This window comes from Geodermatophilus sp. SYSU D01106 (genome assembly GCF_054049995.1).
Genome location: NZ_JBJGYM010000008.1, coordinates 24,667 through 43,431, shown reverse-complemented (window position 1 = coordinate 43,431; position 18,765 = coordinate 24,667). Strand labels below are relative to the sequence as shown.

At 74.6% G+C, this 18,765-nt stretch carries 18 protein-coding genes; 2 read left to right on the top strand and 16 right to left on the bottom strand.

Annotated elements, in window-relative coordinates; genetic code table 11:
• Positions 1–167 precede the first annotated feature (167 nt).
• The 8 genes from der to ACI78R_RS10690 form a co-directional block, all read right to left on the bottom strand.
• On the bottom strand, positions 168–1,514 hold the full coding sequence (der, locus tag ACI78R_RS10725) for a ribosome biogenesis GTPase Der (protein ID WP_073419681.1): 1,347 nt from the start codon (positions 1,512–1,514) through the stop codon (positions 168–170).
• Entirely contained in the window at positions 1,511–2,212 is a 702-nt protein-coding gene (cmk, locus tag ACI78R_RS10720; RefSeq protein ID WP_457040700.1) for a (d)CMP kinase, read from the bottom strand. Before cmk ends, der begins: the two co-directional genes overlap by 4 nt.
• Positions 2,209–2,571 carry a chorismate mutase gene (aroH, locus tag ACI78R_RS10715; protein ID WP_073419679.1) on the bottom strand — a complete coding sequence of 121 codons (363 nt, stop codon included), beginning with the start codon at positions 2,569–2,571 and terminating at the stop codon, positions 2,209–2,211. The genes cmk and aroH overlap by 4 nt, the downstream gene beginning before the upstream one ends.
• Positions 2,572–2,799: 228 nt before the next feature.
• Complete coding sequence (locus ACI78R_RS10710; protein WP_457040699.1) at positions 2,800–3,714, bottom strand: aldose 1-epimerase family protein; 915 nt, start codon at positions 3,712–3,714, stop codon at positions 2,800–2,802.
• On the bottom strand, positions 3,711–4,784 hold the full coding sequence (locus tag ACI78R_RS10705) for an ABC transporter ATP-binding protein (protein ID WP_073419677.1): 1,074 nt from the start codon (positions 4,782–4,784) through the stop codon (positions 3,711–3,713). The genes ACI78R_RS10710 and ACI78R_RS10705 overlap by 4 nt, the downstream gene beginning before the upstream one ends.
• A 12-nt stretch (positions 4,785–4,796) precedes the next feature.
• Complete coding sequence (locus ACI78R_RS10700; RefSeq protein ID WP_457040698.1) at positions 4,797–5,699, bottom strand: carbohydrate ABC transporter permease; 903 nt, start codon at positions 5,697–5,699, stop codon at positions 4,797–4,799.
• Positions 5,700–5,701: 2 nt separating this feature from the next.
• Positions 5,702–6,538, bottom strand: coding sequence for a carbohydrate ABC transporter permease (locus tag ACI78R_RS10695; RefSeq protein WP_245794427.1), 837 nt, complete (start codon positions 6,536–6,538; stop codon positions 5,702–5,704).
• A 135-nt stretch (positions 6,539–6,673) separates the two neighbouring features.
• The gene (locus ACI78R_RS10690) at positions 6,674–7,855 is read right to left on the bottom strand and encodes an extracellular solute-binding protein (RefSeq protein ID WP_457040697.1); all 1,182 of its coding nucleotides are present in this window, start codon (positions 7,853–7,855) and stop codon (positions 6,674–6,676) included.
• Positions 7,856–8,283: 428 nt separating this feature from the next.
• On the opposite strand from ACI78R_RS10690, the gene ACI78R_RS10685 reads away from it, so the two are divergent.
• Complete coding sequence (locus ACI78R_RS10685; protein WP_457040696.1) at positions 8,284–9,291, top strand: LacI family DNA-binding transcriptional regulator; 1,008 nt, start codon at positions 8,284–8,286, stop codon at positions 9,289–9,291.
• A gap of 64 nt (positions 9,292–9,355) precedes the next feature.
• Complete coding sequence (locus ACI78R_RS10680; RefSeq protein WP_457040695.1) at positions 9,356–11,743, top strand: beta-xylosidase/alpha-l-arabinosidase; 2,388 nt, start codon at positions 9,356–9,358, stop codon at positions 11,741–11,743.
• 63 nt (positions 11,744–11,806) lie between these two features.
• Here the strand turns inward: ACI78R_RS10680 and ACI78R_RS10675 are convergent, their stop codons facing one another.
• The 8 genes from ACI78R_RS10675 to ald all read right to left on the bottom strand — a co-directional run bounded on the left by ACI78R_RS10675 (position 11,807) and on the right by ald (position 18,677).
• Positions 11,807–12,655 carry a pseudouridine synthase gene (locus ACI78R_RS10675; protein WP_073419672.1) on the bottom strand — a complete coding sequence of 283 codons (849 nt, stop codon included), beginning with the start codon at positions 12,653–12,655 and terminating at the stop codon, positions 11,807–11,809.
• Between the two features lie 50 nt (positions 12,656–12,705).
• Positions 12,706–13,140 (bottom strand): hypothetical protein, encoded by a 435-nt coding sequence (locus ACI78R_RS10670; protein ID WP_073419671.1) that lies wholly within the window; start codon positions 13,138–13,140, stop codon positions 12,706–12,708.
• 43 nt (positions 13,141–13,183) lie between these two features.
• On the bottom strand, positions 13,184–14,008 hold the full coding sequence (scpB, locus tag ACI78R_RS10665; RefSeq protein WP_457040694.1) for an SMC-Scp complex subunit ScpB: 825 nt from the start codon (positions 14,006–14,008) through the stop codon (positions 13,184–13,186).
• Positions 14,005–14,856: a segregation and condensation protein A gene (locus ACI78R_RS10660; protein WP_457040693.1), complete on the bottom strand. Its 852-nt coding sequence runs from the start codon at positions 14,854–14,856 to the stop codon at positions 14,005–14,007. Before ACI78R_RS10660 ends, scpB begins: the two co-directional genes overlap by 4 nt.
• Before the next feature lie 150 nt (positions 14,857–15,006).
• Complete coding sequence (locus ACI78R_RS10655; RefSeq protein WP_073419669.1) at positions 15,007–15,513, bottom strand: hypothetical protein; 507 nt, start codon at positions 15,511–15,513, stop codon at positions 15,007–15,009.
• The gene (locus tag ACI78R_RS10650; RefSeq protein ID WP_073419668.1) at positions 15,510–16,415 is read right to left on the bottom strand and encodes a ParA family protein; all 906 of its coding nucleotides are present in this window, start codon (positions 16,413–16,415) and stop codon (positions 15,510–15,512) included. Before ACI78R_RS10650 ends, ACI78R_RS10655 begins: the two co-directional genes overlap by 4 nt.
• A gap of 199 nt (positions 16,416–16,614) precedes the next feature.
• Positions 16,615–17,595, bottom strand: a complete 981-nt coding sequence (locus ACI78R_RS10645) for a site-specific tyrosine recombinase XerD (RefSeq protein ID WP_457040692.1) — start codon at positions 17,593–17,595, stop codon at positions 16,615–16,617.
• Entirely contained in the window at positions 17,574–18,677 is a 1,104-nt protein-coding gene (gene ald / locus ACI78R_RS10640) for an alanine dehydrogenase (RefSeq protein ID WP_457040691.1), read from the bottom strand. Before ald ends, ACI78R_RS10645 begins: the two co-directional genes overlap by 22 nt.
• Positions 18,678–18,765: the final 88 nt, after the last annotated feature.

Here is an 18,765-nt window from a genome sequence, read left to right as displayed (position 1 = left end):
TACCCCCGTCCATGGGCCGGATCCGTTCCGGATCCGGGTAGTGAACTCCCGCTGGGAGGTCGCTGCGAGGTCCCTGTGAGGGTCGTCCGGCGACCGCGCGCGGCGGCGCGGCCGGTCGCCCCGGGCGGTCGGCGGGCGACTACACCCCGCTGACCGCCCGGGCCGCCTCAGCCGCGCTTGTCGTTCCCCCGGCCCTCGCGGACCTTCACCGAGATGTCGATCGGCGTGCCGTGGAAACCGAAGCGCTCGCGCAGCTTGCGCTCCAGGAACCGGCGGTAGCCGGCCTCGAGGAAGCCGGTGGAGAAGACGACGAACCGCGGCGGCCGGACGTCGGCCTGCGTCACGTACTTGATCTTCGGGGCGCGCCCGCCACGGGCCGGCGGCGGGGTCTCCATGACCAGCTGGCGCACGTAGGCGTTGAGCTCCGCCGTCGGCACCCGGGTCTCCCACGAGGCGAGCGCGGCGCGCAGGTGGTCGGCGAGCTTGCCGACGCCGCGGCCGCTGAGCGCCGAGATGTTCACCCGGCTGGCCCACTTGATGCGGGACAGGTCGCGCTCGATCTCGCGCTCGAGCTGGGCGTGCCGGTCCTCGTCGAGGGTGTCCCACTTGTTGAACGCGATGACCAGCGCGCGCCCGGCCTCGATCACCTGGGTGATCACCCGCTGGTCCTGCTCGCTGATCACCTCGTCGGCGGCCAGCAGCACGACGGCGACCTCGGCGGCCTGGATCGCGGCCTCGGTGCGCAGGCTCGCGTAGTACTCCATGCCGCTGGCGGTGTTCACCTTGCGGCGCAGGCCGGCGGTGTCGACGAACCGCCACTCCTCGCCGCCGAGGGTGATGAGCGAGTCGACCGGGTCGACGGTCGTGCCGGCCACCGAGTCGACGACCGAGCGCTCCTCCTTGGCCAGCCGGTTGAGCAGGCTGGACTTGCCCACGTTGGGCCGCCCGACCAGCGCCACGCGGCGGGGGCCGCCCTCCTCGGGCTGCTCGCGCGGCGCCTCGGGCAGCGCGTCGAGCACCAGGTCGAGCAGGTCACCGCTCCCCCGCCCGTGCAGCGCGCTCACCGGCTGCGGCTCGCCCAGGCCCAGCGACCACAGCTCGGCGGCGTTGGCCTCGCTGCGCTCGTCGTCGACCTTGTTGGCGACGACGATCACCGGCCGGTCGCTGCGGCGCAGGATGCGCGCGGCGGCCAGGTCGGTGTCGGTGGCGCCCACCTGGCTGTCGACGACGAACACGATGACGTCGGCGGTGCGCATCGCGAACTCCGCCTGCCGGCTGATCGACGCGCCCAGCCCCTCGGCCTTGGGGTCCCAGCCGCCGGTGTCGGTGACGGTGAACCGCCGCCCGTTCCACAGCGCCTCGTAGGAGATGCGGTCGCGGGTCACGCCCGGCACGTCCTGCACCACCGCCGCGCGTCGGCCCAGCACGCGGTTCACCAGCGTCGACTTGCCCACGTTCGGCCGGCCGACGATCGCCACCACCGGCAGCGGACCGCCGGTGCCCTCCTCGCTCATGCGTCCACTCCTCGTGCCCCGGCCGCCGCGAGAGCGAGGTCGACCACCCGGTCGACGACGGCCTCGCGGTCGAGGTCGGTGCTGTCCACGACCACCGCGTCCGCGGCGGGCCGCAGCGGGCTGTCCGCGCGGCTGCTGTCGTACTCGTCCCGGCGGCGCAGGTCGGCCGCGAGCGCGGCGACCTCCTCCGGGGTGGTCAGGCCGAGCTGGGCCGCGCGCCGCTGGGCGCGCGCCTCCGGCGCGGCGGTCAGGTAGATCTTCACGGTCGCCCCGGGCAGCACCACGGTGCCGATGTCGCGTCCCTCGACGACGACGGCGTCGGCCGCGGCGACCAGGTCGCGCTGCTGGTCGACCAGCTGGCGGCGCACCGCGGGCACCGCCGACACCGCCGACACGTTGCGGGTGACCTCGGCGCCGCGGATGCGCTCGGCGACGTCGGTGCCGTCGACCTCCACGCGCTCGGTCGCAGCCGTCGTCCCCACCTCGATGCGGGCCGCGGCGACCACGCGGGCCACCGCCTCGGCGTCCTCGGGGTCGACCCCGGCGTCGAGCACGGCCACCGTGGCGGCGCGGTACATGGCGCCGGTGTCGAGATAGGCCGCACCGAGCCGGGTGGCCGCGGCGCGCGCGACGCTGCTCTTGCCCGTGCCCGAGGGGCCGTCGAGGGTGACCTGGCCGGCGAAGCGTGCGGCGCTCACTGGGCGATGTCCCGTCGCAGCGCCACGGCACCCCGCAGGTACACGTGCTGGATGTCGGCGCGCTCCTTCGGCGTCTCCACGTGCGCCATGAGGCGCAGCACCCGCGGCAGCGCGTGCGGCACGGCGATCTCGGTGGCGCACATCAGCGGGACGTCGCCCATGCCGAGCTCGCGCGCGGCCAGCGCCGGGAACTCCGACACCAGGTCCGGGGTCGCGGTGAACAGGATGCTGATGATGTCGGCGTGGTCGAGGCCGTTGCGCCCGACCACCTCGCTCACCAGCTCCCGGGTGGCCTCGAGCACCTGGTCGCGGTCGTCGGCGTCCACCTGTGTCGCGCCCCGGATGGCCCGTACGGCCACGTGCACCCTCCTCGATCGGTACCGGCTCCCGGATCTGGGGTGCCCGGTCGAGTCTAGGTGCGGCGCGCCACCCGCCTCCCCGCCGTCCGCCGGCCCGTATGGGCCAATAGCGCTACAAAGGCCCCTCTCGCCGCCTTCGCGCGCGGAGGACCGACCTCGGTGGGGCGGCCGCGTTGGGGATAACGGCCCATGGGACGACGTGCGGCACTACGAGCAGTGCCGTGCGGGTCAGAGCGGGCGGATGCCCCAGGTGCCGGTGACCGACTCCCCCGGCGCCAGCCGGCGGACCGCCCCGGTGCGCAGCGCGTCGGGAGCGCAGGTCATCGGCTCGACGGCCAGGCCGTACCGGCGCCGCGACGCCGGCTCGACGACGTCGCCGGTGAACACCTGCACGTGCGTGTAGGAGGCGTCCATCCAGACGGCGGCCCCGTGCCCGTCGGGACCGGTGAACCGCACCTCGGCGGTGCCGTCGGCGTCGCGGTCGAGGTCCGTGAAGCAGTCGTCGATCCGCAGGTCGCCGAGCACCCGGCCGGCGCGCAGGTCGAACGGCGTCTCGTGCACCGACTCGGTGCCCACGGGCAGCAGCCGGTCGTCGGTGAGCAGGCGGGTGGCGGCCGGGAGCACCAGCGTGCAGTCGTCGACCCGCAGGCCGGCCGGCGCGGCGAGGTAGGGGTGGTGGCCCTCGCCGTAGGGGGCGTCGGCGTCGCCCTCGTTGGTGGCCGTCGTCGTCACCCGCAGCCCGCCGGCGGACAGCTCGTAGCCCACCCGCAGGCGCAGCGCGAACGGGTAGCCCGGCTGCGGGTGCAGCAGGTGCTCGAGCACCACGGAGTCCGCCGAGCGGGCGAGCACCCGCCACGGCACGAAGCGCACCAGCCCGTGGATGGCCGTGCCGAGCGCCCGCTCGGTGACCGGGGTGACGTGCTCGGCGCCGTCCCAGGTGTAGACGCCGTCGCGCAGCCGGTTGGGCCAGGGCGCGAGCACGTGCCCGCGCACGTCCGGCGCCATCTCCCGCTCGGACCACCCGTCGAGGACGTCTCGGTCGCCGGCGGTGTAGGTGCGCAGGCCGCCGCCGACCTCGACGACGACGGCCTCGGCGTCCCCGCTGCGCAGGACGTGCTGCTCGCCGCTGGGGAGCACGCTCACCCGAGGCGCTCGCCGTCCACCGTGGAGAACAGGTGCACGTGGCCGACCCGCGGGGTGACGGCGATCCGGTCGCCCTTCAGGGGCGGACGGCGGCCGTCGACGCGCACGGTGACCGGGTGGCGGTCGTCGCCGACCAGCGCGGTGCCGTAGACGTAGGCGTCGGCGCCGAGCTCCTCGACCACCTCGACCTCCACCGGCAGGCCCGACCCGGTGACCTCGAGGTCCTCCGGCCGGACGCCGAGCACCACCGACGGCGCGTGCGCCTCGCCGAGGACCGAGCGCTCCACCGGGTGCACCTCGCCGCCGAGGCGCACGCCGCCGTCGGCGACCGGCAGGGTCAGCAGGTTCATGGCCGGCGAGCCGATGAACCCGGCGACGAAGACGTTGCGCGGCCGGTCGTAGAGCTCGCGGGGCCGGCCCACCTGCATGAGCAGGCCGTCCTTGAGCACCGCCACGCGGTCGCCCATCGTCATCGCCTCGGTCTGGTCGTGGGTGACGTAGACCGTGGTGATGCCCAGGCGGCGCTGCAGGGAGGCGATCTGGGTGCGGGTCTGCACCCGGAGCTTGGCGTCGAGGTTCGACAGCGGCTCGTCCATGAGGAAGACCTGCGGCTGGCGGACGATCGCCCGGCCCATGGCCACGCGCTGCCGCTGGCCGCCGGACAGGGCCTTGGGGCGCCGGTCGAGGTACTGCTCGAGGTCGAGCAGGCGGGCGGCCTCGCGCACCCGCTCGGCCGCCTCGGCCTTGCCGACGCGCGCCATCTTGAGGGCGAAGCCCATGTTCTCCGCGACGGTCATGTGCGGGTAGAGCGCGTAGTTCTGGAACACCATGGCGATGTCGCGGTCCTTGGCGGCGACGCCGGTGACGTCGCGGTCGCCGATGAGGATGCGCCCGCCGTCGACGTCCTCGAGGCCGGCGAGCATGCGCAGCGACGTGGACTTGCCGCAGCCCGAGGGCCCGACCAGGACGAGGAACTCGCCGTCGGCGACCTCGAGGTCGAGCGCGTCGACCGCCGGGCGGTCCGCGCCGGCGTAGACCCGGGTCGCCGCGTCGTAGGTGACGGTGGCCAAGACGGTTCCTCTCTACTTGCCGAAACCGGCGGTGAGTCCGCTGAGCAGGTAGCGGCGGCCCACGAGGTACAGGACGAAGATGGGGACGACGGACAGTGTGACCGCCGCCAGCAGGCCCGGGACGTTGGTGCCGAACTGGCCCTGGAAGTCCCAGAGGCCGAGGGTGAGCACCCGGGTGTCGCGGGACTGGGTGAGGACCAGCGGGAAGAGGAAGCCGTTCCACGCGTTGAGCGCGGTGAACACCGCGACCGTGGTGATCGCGGGCTTGGCCAGCGGCAGCACCAGGTGGCGCAGCACCGCCAGCGGCCCGGCGCCGTCGAGGGTCTGGGCCTCGTAGAGCTCCGACGGGATGTCGCGGAGGCTGTTGGTCATCACCAGCAGCGCGACCGGCAGGGCGAACGCCGCCGTCGGCAGGATGATCGCCAGCAGGGTGTCGTACAGGCGCATCTGGGTGATGAGCAGGTAGACCGGGATGATCGTCGCCTGCGCCGGGATGGCCAGCCCGATGAGCATGACCGAGAAGATCCGCTGCACGGTCCGGCCGGCGTTGCGGGCCACGGTGTAGGCCGCCGGCACGGTCACCGCGACCACGATCGCGACCGTCGCGACCGTGACGATCACGTTGTTGAGCAGGTACTGGGCGAACCCGCCCGAGAGCACGGTGGAGTAGTTCTCCCCCGTGGGCTCACCGGTCGGGGTCAGCGGGCTGGTGCTCAGGTAGTCCTGGCGGGTGCGCAGGCTCGCCGAGACCAGGTAGTACAGCGGGACGGCGACGATGACCAGCCAGACGGTGGCCAGGACGCCGGCCAGCCAGTTCGGCTTCTCCCGCCGGCCGGCGGGGCGTCCGCGCCGGACCCGCCGCGGGGCGGCCGGGGGGACGGCGCCCGGCTCGGCCAGGGCTGCGGTGGTGGCCACGGTCAGGCCCCTTCCTGCTGGCTCTGCATGCTGCGGAAGCCGGTCGCCCGGGTGACGACGAGCGAGAGGCCGGCGCCCAGGACGAGCAGCAGCGTGGCGATCGCGCTGGCGTAGCCGAACTCGAAGCCGCTGAACCCGCGGATGTACATGTACAGCGGCGCGATGCGGGTGGCGTCCCCGGGACCGCCGCCGGTGAGGATGAGGATCGTGTCGAAGGTCGTGAACGACCCGACCAGCTGCAGCACCGTCGAGGTGACGACCGTGTACTTGAGCAGCGGCAGCGTGATGGTGAAGAACTGCCGGTAGCGGCCGGCGCCGTCGATGGTGGCCGCCTCGTAGAGGCTGGCCGGGATCCCGCGGGCCGCGGCCTGGAACAGCAGCGTGTGGAACGGGATGTACTGCCAGGCGATCACGAAGACGACCGTGTAGACGACGACGTCGGTGTCACCGAGGAAGTTGAACCGGTCCAGCAGCGGCAGCGACTGGGTGACGCCGAAGTTCGGGTCGAGCACCGAGCGCCACAGCAGCGCGATGGCCGCCGTCGACAGCAGGAGCGGCAGGAAGAACAGCGAGCTGAGGACGGCGCGGTTGCGCTGCCGCCCGGCCGCCCAGACCCCGATCAGGATGGCGATCGGGGTCTGGACGACCCAGGACAGGACCATGAACAGGAGGGTCAGCCCCAGTGCGTCACGCGCCTCGGTGTCCTCCACCAGGCGGCTCCAGTTGCCCGCCCCGGACAGCTCGGGGAACCCGAAGCCCGACCAGTCGGTGAAGCTGAGGAAGACGACCAGCACCATCGGCACCACGGCGAACAGCCCGAAGAAGGCGACTGCCGGCACCGCGTACCACGCGGACGGACGCTGCTGCGCCGCCGGCGCGGAGGTCCGCTGCTGTGTCGTCGGTGCGGACGGACGCTTCTGCGTCGACACCGCGGACGACCCTCGGATGGCCACGATCCGTCGTACTCCGTTCGGTCAGGCAGCCAGGGCGTCGACGAAGCCCTGGGCGTCGATCTCGCCGAGGAAGAAGCGCGACAGCTGCTCGAGCATCACGGTGGCCTCGTCCGCGCTCAGGTCCTGGTCCCAGGAGAGCTGGAAGTTGGCCGCCTCGACCGTCTGGTCGTAGATGAAGGTCGAGTACTCGGCGTTGTCGGTCTCCTGCAGCTGCTCACGGACACCCTGCACGGGCGGGACGTCACCGGCCTCGATGAGGTCGGAGATGTACTCCTCGTCGGTCAGCGCGGTGGTGAGGAACTCCTCGGCCGCCTCGCGGTTCGGGGAGTCGGCGGTGAGCGAGTAGAAGTTCGACACGTTGCCCACCAGGTTCGACGGGTCGCCCGCGCCGCCGGTCACGGCCGGGAACGGCGCCCAGCCGAGGCCGCCGCCGGTGACGAAGTCGGGGCTCTGGCCGAGCTGGTTGGTGAACTCCCACGAGCCCATCAGGTGGAACCCGGCGTCGCCCTGGGCGAGGATCGTCGAGGCGCCACCGACGTCGTAGCCGACGGAGGCGAAGTCCTCGCCGAACGCGCCGCGCTCGATGAGGTCCTGCAGCAGGCCCATGGCCTCGAGCACCTCGGGCTGCTGCCAGCCGCCGTTCTCGCCGTCGCGGATGTTCTGGAAGACCTCCGGGCCGCCGACGCGGTCGAGCAGGTACTCGGCCCACATGAGCTCGGTCCAGGCCTGGCTGCCGGCCAGGGCGATCGGGGTGACGCCCGAGGCCTTGAGGCCGTCGACGGCGGCCAGCATCTCGTCCCAGGTGGTGGGGACGGCGACGCCCGCGGCGTCCAGGACGTCCTTGTTGTAGAAGAGGACGACCGGCTGCATGCCGCGCATGGGCAGGCCGTAGACGCTGCCGTCGAGCTCGGCGCCGGCGAGCACGCTGGGCAGGAACGCGTCGCGCAGCTCGGGGTTCTCGTCGAGCAGCGGGGTCAGGTCCTCGATCCGGCCCGCGTCGACGTACTCCTTGAGGTTGCCGCCGCCCCAGTTGAAGAACAGGTCGGGGGCCTGCGGGGAGTTGATCGCGGTGCGCAGCCGCTGCTTGTACGGGTCGTTGCCGAACGTCGCCAGCTCGAAGTCGCCGGCCTCGGAGGACTCGTTGAAGCGGTCGATCGAGGCCTGCTCGATCGGGTTGAGGACCGTGTCCTGCAGGGCCCACACCTGGGCGGCGTCGCCGCCGCCACCGCCGCCGCCGCCGGCAGGGCCGGAGGAGCCGCAGGCGACCAGGCTCGCTGCGAGGAGGAGAGCGCCGGCAGTTGCGGTGCCTCGGGTCAGACGCCGGGATGTCATCCCATGGCCGCCTTTCTGTTTCGACGTTGAAAACCGAAAGTTTCGGGGTGGTGCGAGAACGTAAGGCAGGTCACCGGACGTGTCAACGCCGGGGTCCCGATGCGGACGGCGTGTCGCGGGTCACGATCCGGCCTCGTCGGTCGGGCTCGCGGACTGACCAGCGTGGATGGGTCGGGGCTAGCGGTTTCGGAGATGTTTCGATAGCTTCTCGGACCACGATCGTCCGGCACCGACGCCGGTGGGCGGTGTGCCGCTCCCCGTCGCAGGCCGGACCCCGGCGAACCGACGGAGGACGGACAGTGACCGAGCAGACGGCCGGCCGCCCCACCCTCGCGAGCATCGCAGCCGCGGCCGGCGTCTCGCTGCCCACCGTCTCCAAGGTCGTCAACGGCAAGACCGACGTCGCCCCCGCCACCCGGCAGCGCGTCCTCGCCCTGCTCGACCAGTACGACTACGTGCCGCAGGCCCGCCGCGCGGTCGCCGAGCCCGAGAGCCCGCTGGTCGACGTCGTCTTCACCGCCCTGGACAGCCCGTGGGCGGTGGAGCTGCTGCGCGGCATCACCGAGAGCGGGCTGGAGATGGTCCTCGACTCCCTCGCCGCCCGGCCGCAGGGCGGGGACTGGGTGCGCTCGCTGATCGCCGGCGGCCGCCGCGGCGCGATCGTCGTCGCCTCCCGGATCACCGCCGCCGACCAGCGCCGGCTGGGCCGCTCGCACCTGCCCGTCGTGGTCATCGACCCGGCCGACATGCCCGGCCCCGACGTGCCCAGCGTCGGCGCCACCAACTGGTCGGGCGGGATGGCCGCCACCGAGCACCTGATCGAGCTGGGCCACCGGCGGATTGCGGTGATCGGCGGGCCCGAGGACTACCTGTGCAGCCGGGCGCGCATCGACGGCTACCGGGCCGCCCTCGACCGCGCCGGCATCCCCGCCGACCCGGCGCTGGTCCGGCACGGGAACTTCCACCACGACGGCGGCTACGAGCGGGCCCGCGAGCTGCTCGAGCTGCCCGACCGCCCGACCGCGGTGTTCGCCGGCAGCGACGAGCAGGCCTTCGGGGTCCTCGAGGCCGCGCGGCAGGCCGGCCTGTCGGTGCCCGACGACCTCTCCGTCGTCGGCTTCGACGACCTGCCGATGGCCCGCTGGTCCTCCCCTCCCCTGACCACCGTCCGCCAGCCGCTGGTCGACATGGGCCGCATGGCCGGCCGCATGCTGCTCGAACTGATCCACGGCCAGGAGCTCGCCAGCCAGCGCGTCGAGTTGGCCACCACCCTCGTGCCGCGCGCCTCCACGGCCCGGCGTCCCTGACCTCCCTCCCCCGGCCGGGCGGCACCAGCCCCGGCCGTCCTCCCCGCACGTCTGGAGTCCCCGCGTGACCGACCGTTCCCTGCTCGACGCACCCCCCGCCGGCGACTGGCGGGACCCGGCCCGGCCGCTGGCCGAGCGGGTGGGCGAGCTGATGGCGCAGATGACCCTCGAGGAGAAGGTCGCCCAGCTCTACGGCGTCTGGACGACGATCGACCAGGGCTCCGACGGCGGCGCCGACGTCGCCCCGAACCAGCACGAGTTCTCCGAGCCGCTGCCGCCGTGGGAGGAGCTCACCCGGCCCGGCCTGGGCCAGCTCACCCGGGTGTTCGGCACCGTGCCGGTCGAGCCGCTCACCGGCGCGAGGGTGCTCGCCGCCACCCAGCGCGGCATCGTCGAGGGCTCGCGGCTGGGCATCCCGGCGCTCGCCCACGAGGAGTGCCTCACCGGCCTGGCCGCCTGGCAGGCCACCGTCTTCCCGACCCCGTTGGCCTGGGGCGCCACCTTCGACCCGGCCACCGTGCAGCGGATGGCCGCCGGCATCGGCGAGCTCATGCGCTCCATCGGCGTCCACCAGGGCCTCGCGCCGGTCCTCGACGTCACCATGGACGCCCGGTGGGGCCGCACCGAGGAGACCATCGGCGAGGACCCGTACCTCGTCGCGGCGCTCGGCACCGCCTACGTGCGCGGCCTCGAGGGCGCCGGGATCGTCTCCACCCTCAAGCACTTCGCCGGCTACGCCGCCTCCGGCGCCGGGCGCAACCACGCCCCGGTGCGGATGGGCGCCCGCGAGCTCGCCGACGTCGTCCTGCCGCCGTTCGAGACGGCGCTGCGCGAGGGCGGCGCCCGCTCGGTCATGCACTCCTACGCGGCCGTCGACGGCGTCCCGCCCGCCGCCGACCCGGGCCTGCTCACCGACCTGCTGCGCGGCACGCTGGGCTTCGACGGCGTCGTGGTGGCCGACTACTTCGGCGTCTCGTTCCTCGAGACCACCCAGTCCGTGGCCGGCTCCCCCGGCGAGGCCGCGGAGCTCGCGCTGACCGCCGGCGTCGACGTCGAGCTGCCCACCGTGCGCTGCTACGGCGAGCCGCTGCTGGAGCGGCTGCGCTCGGGCGCGGTGCCCGTGGAGCTCGTGGACCGGGCCGTGGAGCGGGTGCTGCTGCAGAAGGGCGAGCTCGGCCTGCTCGACGCCGGGTGGGACCCCGAGCCGCCGGTGCTGCGCGACGGCGGCGCGCTGGACTTCGACCCGCCGCACCTGCGCGAGCTGGCCCGGGTCCTCGCCGAGCGCTCGGTCGTGCTGCTCGACAACCCCGGGGGCGTGCTGCCGCTGGCCGCGCCGGGCCGCCTCGCCGTCGTCGGCCCGTGCGCCGACGAGGTGCTGTCGCTGATGGGCTGCTACGCCTTCCCCAACCACGTGGGCGTCCAGCACCCCGACGTGCCGCTGGGCCTGGAGGTGCCGACCCTGCTCGACGCGCTGCGGGCCGAGTTCCCGGGTGCGGCGGTCGACACCGCGCAGGGCTGCCCGGTCCAGGAGACCGACCGCAGCGGGATCGCCGACGCCGTGCGCGCCGCCCGGGAGGCCGACGTCTGCGTCGCCGTCGTCGGTGACCGCTCGGGCCTCTTCGGCCGCGGCACCTCCGGCGAGGGCTGCGACGCCGCGGACCTGGCGCTGCCCGGCGTGCAGCAGGAGCTGCTCGAGGCGCTGCTGGAGACCGGCACCCCGGTCGTCGTCGTGCTGCTCACCGGTCGCCCCTACGCGCTCGGCGCGGTCGCCGGCCGAGCCGCGGCGGTCGTGCAGGCCTTCTTCCCGGGCGAGGAGGGCGCCGGCGCGGTCGCGGGCGTGCTCAGCGGCCGGGTGTCGCCCTCGGGCCGGCTGCCGGTGTCGGTGCCGCGCGGCCCGGGCGGGTCGCCGGCCACCTACCTCGCCCCGACGCTGGGCCGCGCCGGCGGGATCAGCTCGGCCGACCCGACGCCGCTGTGGCCCTTCGGGCACGGCCTGGGCTACACCACCGTCGAGTACTCCGGGCTGGAGCTCTCCGGCGACACCTGGGCCACCGACGGCGAGGTGACCGTCTCCTGCACGGTCCGCAACACCGGCGCCCGCGACGGCGCCGAGGTGGTGCAGCTGTACCTGTCCGACCCGGTGGCGAGCACCGTGCAGCCGCTGCGCCGGCTGGTCGGCTTCGCCCGGGTGGAGCTGCCGGCCGGGGCGTCGGCGCGGGTGTCGTTCCGGCTGCACGCCGACCGGGCGTCGTTCACCGGCCGCGACCTGCGCCGCGTGGTGGAGGCCGGCGACGTCGTCCTGGCCGTCGGCGCCTCCAGCGAGGACCTGCGGCTGCGGGCGACCGTGCCGCTCACCGGCCCGGACCGCGTCGTCGGCGCCGACCGGGTGCTCAGCACCCCGGTGACGGTGGAGACGACGGCCGCGCCCCTGCGGGAGTCCCTGCCTCGCTGAGCGGGTCCCTGCTCCCCCGCCCCGGCCGCGCTCCGGCCGGGGCGGGGTGCCCTACCGGGCCTCCTAGAGGCCGACGAGTTCCTCGAGCGCCCCGACCTCGGCGCGGCTGAGCCGGCGGATCGAGCCGGTGCGCATGCGCTGCAGGGAGATGGGGCCGACGGCGGTGCGGGTCAGCCGCGAGACCGGCAGGCCGACGGCGGCCAGCAGCCGGCGCACGATGTGCTTGCGGCCCTCGTGCAGGACGACCTCCACGACCGACTGGCCGGCGTGGGTGTCGACCACGCGGAACGAGTCGACCTTGACCGGGCCGTCGTCGAGCTCGACGCCGCCGCGCAGCGTGCGGTGCAGGTCGCGGCCGACCGAGCCCGACACCTGCGCGAGGTAGGTCTTCTTGACGCCGTAGCTCGGGTGGGCCAGCCGGTGGGCGAGCTCGCCGTCGTTGGTGACGATCAGCAGGCCCTCGGTGTCCTGGTCGAGCCGGCCGACGTGCACCAGGCCCGGCGCGAGGTCGCCGATCATGTCGCCGATGGTCGGCCGGTCGCGGTCGTCGCTCATCGCGGTGATGACGCCGAAGGGCTTGTTGAGCGCGTAGGTGACGCGGTCGTCGCGCAACTCGATGCGCTGCCCGTCGACGGCGATCTTGTCGGTGGCCGGGTCGACGCGCATGCCCTGCACGCGCACGACCGAGCCGTTCACGCTGATCCGGCCGGCGTCGATCATGTCCTCGCAGACGCGGCGGGAGCCGACGCCGGCGCGGGCGAGCACCTTCTGCAGGCGCTCCCCCTCGCGCTCGTCGGGTGCGGCGGCGGGCTCGCGGTCGCCGGGGTGGGCGGGGGCGAGCTCCATGTCCTCCGACCAGCCCTCACCGCCGGGGGTGGCGGGGAGGTCGTCGGGATGCGGTGCGGTGTCCATCCCCTCCATCCTCCCACCCCCGCCGGCGGCGCCGGCCGGTGCCGGAGGGGTCAGCAGTTCTCCTGGCCGAAGGTGTCGACGGCCTCACCGGCGGAGACGAGGTCGCCCTGCAGCCGGGTGGCCTCCTCGGCGAGGTCGGTGTTGGCCGACGGGTCGCTCAGGTCGGCCGACTCGATGAGGTCGGTGAAGGCCCGCCAGGAGCTCACCAGGTCGCCCCAGACCTCCTCGGCGTCGGCCGGGGGCTGCACCTCCTCCAGCTTCCCGACGGCCTCGTTCAGCACGTCGGGTGCGCTCTGCGGGTCGGAGTAGACGGCGTTGACGTCGTCGGTGATGTCCGACAGCAGGTCGGGCACCTGCTCGCAGAACGCCTCCAGGCGCTGCTCGTCCGCCGAGGCGCCGCAGCCGGTCAGCAGCAGGGCCGGGACGGCGAGCGAGGCGGCGAGCGTGCGGGCGGCGGTCGTCCGGGCGGCGGAGCGCGAGGTCATGCGCCGACCGTAGCCAGGGCGGCACCCGGTGCCACCGGCGGCCTCAGCCCTCCTGCTCCCGGGCGAGCGCGGTGGCGTCGGGCAGCAGCGGGGCCAGCGGCGGCAGCTCGTGCAGCCCGGTGAGCCCCATGCGCTCGAGGAACAGCGGGGTCGTGCCGTAGAGCCCGCCGCCGCTGTCGGGGTCGGTGCCCACCTCGACGACCAGGCCGCGGGTGAGCAGGGTGCGCATGACGCCGTCGACGCCGACGCCGCGGATCGCCGAGATGCGCGCCCGGGTGACCGGCTGGCGGTAGGCGATGACGGCGAGGGTCTCCAGCGCGGCCTGGGTGAGCCGGCTGCGCCCGCCGCCGGTGAGCGAGCGCTCGACGACCGGCGCGAACTCCTCGCGGGTGTAGAGCCGCCAGCCCTCCCCCGCCCGGCGCAGCGCGATGCCGGCGCGCCGGGCGTCGTAGCCCTCGGCGAGCTCGGCCAGCGCCGCCCGCACGCGGAGCGCGCCGACCCGCAGCGTGGCGGCCAGCGTCTCCTCGTCGGCCGGGCCCTCGGCGACGAACAGCAGCGCCTCGACGCCGCCGCGCACCTCGTCGTCGTCGAGGTCGTCGTCGAGGTCGGCCTCCGGCTCGGGTACCGGCTCGGGCGCGGGCGGCTCCGGCATGCCGGGCAGCACCAGCGGCTCGTCGGGGACGGCCGGGACGTCGTCGGCCGGCGGGGCGGGCCGGTCGGCCACCCGCGCGGCGAGCCGGGCGGCGACGGCGTCCCAGACGGCCGGGTCGGCGCCGGCGGCCTCGTCCTCGTCGTCCCGCGTGGCCTCCAGCTCGGCGGCCAGCGCCTCCCAGGAGATCGGCCCGCGCTCGTCCTCCCGCTCGCTCACGAGGCGACCCGCTCGTCGGCGCGGTCGTCCCCCGCTCCCCCGAGGTCGGAGACGGCGGAGACGGTGGCCGGGCCGGTCCACTGCACGTGCAGCTCGCCGAGGGGGGTGGGCTGGTCGAACACGACCCGCTGCTGGCGGTAGAGCTCGAGCAGGGCGAGGAAGCGGGCCACGACCTCCAGCGTGGAGGAGCAGTCGACGGTGAGCGCCCGGAAGCTGACCGCCCCGGCGCCGAGCAGGGCCGCGCGGACGGCGAGCAGCTGCTCGGCCACGCTGACCGGCGGCGCGTGCAGGTGGGTCACGCCGACGGTCGGCGGCTCCTTGGGCGCGAGCGCCCGCGCCGCCAGGGCGGCGAAGCGCTCGGGGGTGATGCCGAGCAGCACCTCGGGCAGCAGGCCGGCGAACCGGGGCTCCAGCGGCGCCGAGCGCGGGAAGCGCCGGGCGCCCTCGGCCTCCCGCTCGCGCAGCACCCCCGCGGCCTCCTTGTAGGCGCGGTACTGCAGCAGCCGGGCGAACAGCAGGTCGCGGGCCTCGAGCAGCTCGAGGTCCTCCTCGTCCTCCACCTCGGCGGCGGGCAGCAGCCGGGCGGCCTTGAGGTCGAGCAGGGTGGCCGCGACGACGAGGAACTCGCTGGCCTGGTCGAGGTCGAGCTCGTCGCCGAGCGCCCGCAGGTGGGCGATGAAGTCGTCGGTGACGACCGACAGCGCGATCTCCGTGACGTCGAGCTGGTGGCGGCCGATCAGCTGCAACAGCAGGTCGAACGGGCCCTCGAAGTTGGTGAGCCGCACGGTGAACCGGCCGGGGTCGGCGACCTCCGGCGCGGCTGCGACCGCGTGCGTTCCCGTGCTCACGGAACGCAAGGGTATCCGGTCCCACCGACAGTTCCGGTCACCCGCGCGCGGAAGGCGGACTCTGCCGGCCTCCCGACGGCGGCCGGGAGGGGCCTCTGTCGCGCTGATGGCCCCTGGGTCGCCTCCCGCATGCGGGAGGCGACTCGGACGTCAGCCCTTCAGGCGGCGGACGAGGACGGAGTCCTCGCCGTTGTCGGCGAGGTCGGCCAGCAGCACCGAGATCGCCTCGCGGACGATCCGGCCGCGGTCGGCGGCGACGCCGTGCTCGGCACGCAGCGACAGCCGGGCGCTCTCCAGCGCCAGCAGGTCCTCGGCCGAGATGTAGACGGTGATCTTCTCGTCGTGCCGGGTGCGGCCGGCGCCGGCGGCGCGGGCGGCCTTGCCGCGGGTGCGCGCGCCCGGGGCGGGCAGCGTCGCCGGCGCGCGGTAGGCGGCCAGCGGGTCCGCGGGCGCGCCGCCGGGGACGAGGGTGAGCGGCGCCGCGGGCTGCTCGACCTCCGCCTCGGGCTCGGGCTCCGGACGGCGGCGCGTCGAGCGCAGCGCCGGGGAGGCCGTGGCCGACGCCAGGTTGGGCAGCTCGGTGACCTCCGCCGCGGGCGGGGTGTCGGTGCGCCGGAACAGCTCCGCAGCGCCCGGGAGCACGGGACGGCGGGTCACAGGGAGATGACCTCCTTCGCCAGGTCGCGGTAGGCGGCCGCACCCGACGAGGTGGGCGCCCAGGTGGTGATCGGCTGGCCGGCGACGGTGGTCTCCGGGAACCGCACGGTGCGCTGGATGACGGTCCGGAAGACGGTGTCGCCGAAGGCCTCGACCACCCGGCTGAACACCTCGCGGCAGTGCACGGTCCGCGAGTCGTACATCGTGGCGAGGATGCCGTCGATCTCCAGCGACGGGTTGAGCCGCTCCTTGACCTTGTCGATCGTGTCCACGAGCAGGGCCACGCCGCGCAGGGAGAAGAACTCGCACTCCAGCGGGATCACCACGCCGTGCGCCGCGGTCAGGGCGTTGACCGTGAGCAGGCCGAGCGAGGGCTGGCAGTCGATGAGGATGTAGTCGTACTCGTCGCGCACGGAGTCCAGGGCGCGCAGCAGGGTCTGCTCGCGGGCGACCTCGCTGACCAGCTGCACCTCCGCGGCGGACAGGTCGATGTTGCTGGGCACCAGGTCCAGGCCCGGCACGTCGGTGCCCACGCGGACGTCGGCCAGCGTGGTGCGCCGCTCCATGAGGGCGTTGTAGATCGTGCGGTCGAGCTGCTGCGCGGGGACGCCGAGGCCGACCGACAGCGCGCCCTGCGGGTCGAGGTCGACCAGCAGCACGCGGCGGCCGTACTCCACCAGCGAGGCACCCAGGTTGATCGTCGACGTCGTCTTGCCGACGCCGCCCTTCTGGTTGCACATCGCGATGACGCGCGCCGGGCCGTGCTGCTTCAGCGGCGGGGGCTCCGGCAGCTTGCGCTGACGCGCGCGGGCCGGGTCCAGCCGCGAGGCGGCCGCACCCATCTCGCCGCCGTCGGCCGGGAGTGCGAGAGCCTGACCGGCCACGTCCCCTCGGATCGCCATGAGTCGCCCTTCCTCCGTGCTCCCCGGCGGTGCCGGCCGCGGTCGGCCGGCCCGGTCCGCTCGGGTCCGGGAACGACGGTAGGGAGATCACCTGCGCCGATCCACGGGACACGCCGGTCGCTGGCGGATCTCGCCCAGGTTCCTGCGTACCGGCGGGTAGCCGTGGGCAGGACCTGCCGAACGGGGCGCCCTGCCGTCGTCAGGACAGGGCCCGCGGGTGGCTCCCCGCGTAGACCTCGCGCAGCTTGTCGACCGTGACGAGCGTGTAGACCTGCGTCGTCGTCACCGACGCGTGGCCGAGCAGCTCCTGCACCACGCGGACATCGGCGCCGCCGTCGAGCAGGTGGGTGGCGAACGAGTGGCGCAGCGTGTGCGGGGAGACGTGCTCGGCCAGGGACGCGTCGCCGGTGCGCTCTGCCGCCGAGCGCAGGATCGCCCAGGCGCTCTGCCGCGACAGCGGGCCGCCGCGGGCGTTGAGGAACAGCCGCCCGCCCCGGACGCCGCCCCTCCCGGCGGCGGCCAGGGCCGGGCGGGCGCGCACGAGGTACTCCTCGACGGCGCGCAGCGCGAAGCTGCCCACCGGGACGATCCGCTCCTTGCCGCCCTTGCCCGCCAGCCGCACCACCGCCTGGCCGCGGTCGAGGTCGTCGACGGCCAGCCCCACCGCCTCGGAGATGCGCGCCCCGGTGCCGTAGAGCACCTCCAGCAGCGCCCGGTCGCGCAGCCCGCGCGGCCCCTCGACCGACCCCGCCGCCTCGATGAGCGCCACCACCGCCTCCACCGGCACCGCCTTGGGCAGCCGCCGCGCCGGGGCCGGCGGGCGGACCTCGGCGGCGACGTCACCGGTGACCAGCCCGTCGAGCAGCGCGAACCGGTGCAGCCCGCGGACGGCGACGACGGCGCGCGCCGCCGAGGTGGCCGACAGCGGCGGGTGCTCGTCGTCCCCGGCGCGCAGCGCGGCGAGGAACCCGGCGACGTCGCTCTCGGCCACCTCCCCCAGCCCGCGCACGCCGGCGCCGGCGAGGAACTGCGTGTACCGCCGCAGGTCGCGGCGGTAGGAGGCGATGGTGTTGGCGGCCAGGCCGCGCTCGACGGTGAGGTGGTCGAGGTAGCCGGACACCACCCGCTCGACGGCGGGACCGGGCGACAGGACGGCGGTCAGGACAGCAGCTCCTCCCACGGCACGGCGGTCATGCCGTGCGCCTCCGCGACCTCCGGCAGCACCACCTCGCCGGCCACGACGTTGACCCCGTGGGCCAGCGCCGGGTCGTCGGCGACCGCCGCCCGCGTGCCCTTCCCGGCCAGGGCCATGACGTAGGGCAGCGTCACGTTGGTCAGTGCGTAGGTGGAGGTGTTGGGGACCGCGCCCGGCATGTTCGCCACGCAGTAGAACACCGACCCGTGCACGCGGAAGGTCGGCTCGTCGTGTGTCGTGGGCCGGCTGTCCTCGAAGCAGCCGCCCTGGTCGACGGCGATGTCCACGAGCACCGAGCCCGGCTTCATCCGCGAGACCAGCTCGTTGCTCACCAGCGTCGGCGCCTTGGCGCCGGGGACGAGCACGGCGCCGATCACCAGGTCGGCGTCGAGGACGGCCCGCTCCACCTCGTAGGAGTTGGACGTGACCGTCTGCAGGTGCCCGCGGTAGATGGCGTCGGCGGCGCGCAGCTTGTCGACGTCGCGATCGAGGACGACGACCTCGGCCTGCATGCCCAGCGCGATGGTGGCGGCGTTCATCCCCGACACCCCGGCGCCGATGACGACGACCTTGGCCGCGTAGACGCCCGACACCCCGCCGAGCAGCACGCCGCGGCCGCCGTGCGCCCGCTCGAGGCTGTGCGCCCCGACCTGCGGCGCCATCCGGCCGGCGACCTCGCTCATCGGCGCGAGCAGCGGCAGGGCGCCGTTCGCCGTCTGCACCGTCTCGTAGGCGATGGCGGTCGTGCCGGAGGCCACGAGCGCGTCGGTGCACGACTTCGACGCCGCCAGGTGCAGGTAGGTGAACAGCGTCTGCCCGGAGCGGAGCCGGCCGTACTCCTCCTCGACCGGCTCCTTGACCTTGAGCAGCAGGTCGGCGTCGGCCCAGACGTCGTCGGCGCTGCCGACGATCCGCGCGCCGGCGGCGGTGAAGTCGGCGTCGGGGATGGAGCTCCCCTCGCCGGCGCCCCGCTCGACGAGCACCGTGTGCCCGGCCCGGGTCAGCTCGGTGACCCCGGCGGGGGTCAGCGCGACCCGGTACTCCCTGTTCTTGACCTCGCGAGGCACCCCGACGTGCATGCGATCCGCTCCCGTTCTGCGACGGCCGGGCCGAGGTCGTCGGTCCCGCGCCTGTGACGTGGCTCCCGGTGGGGAA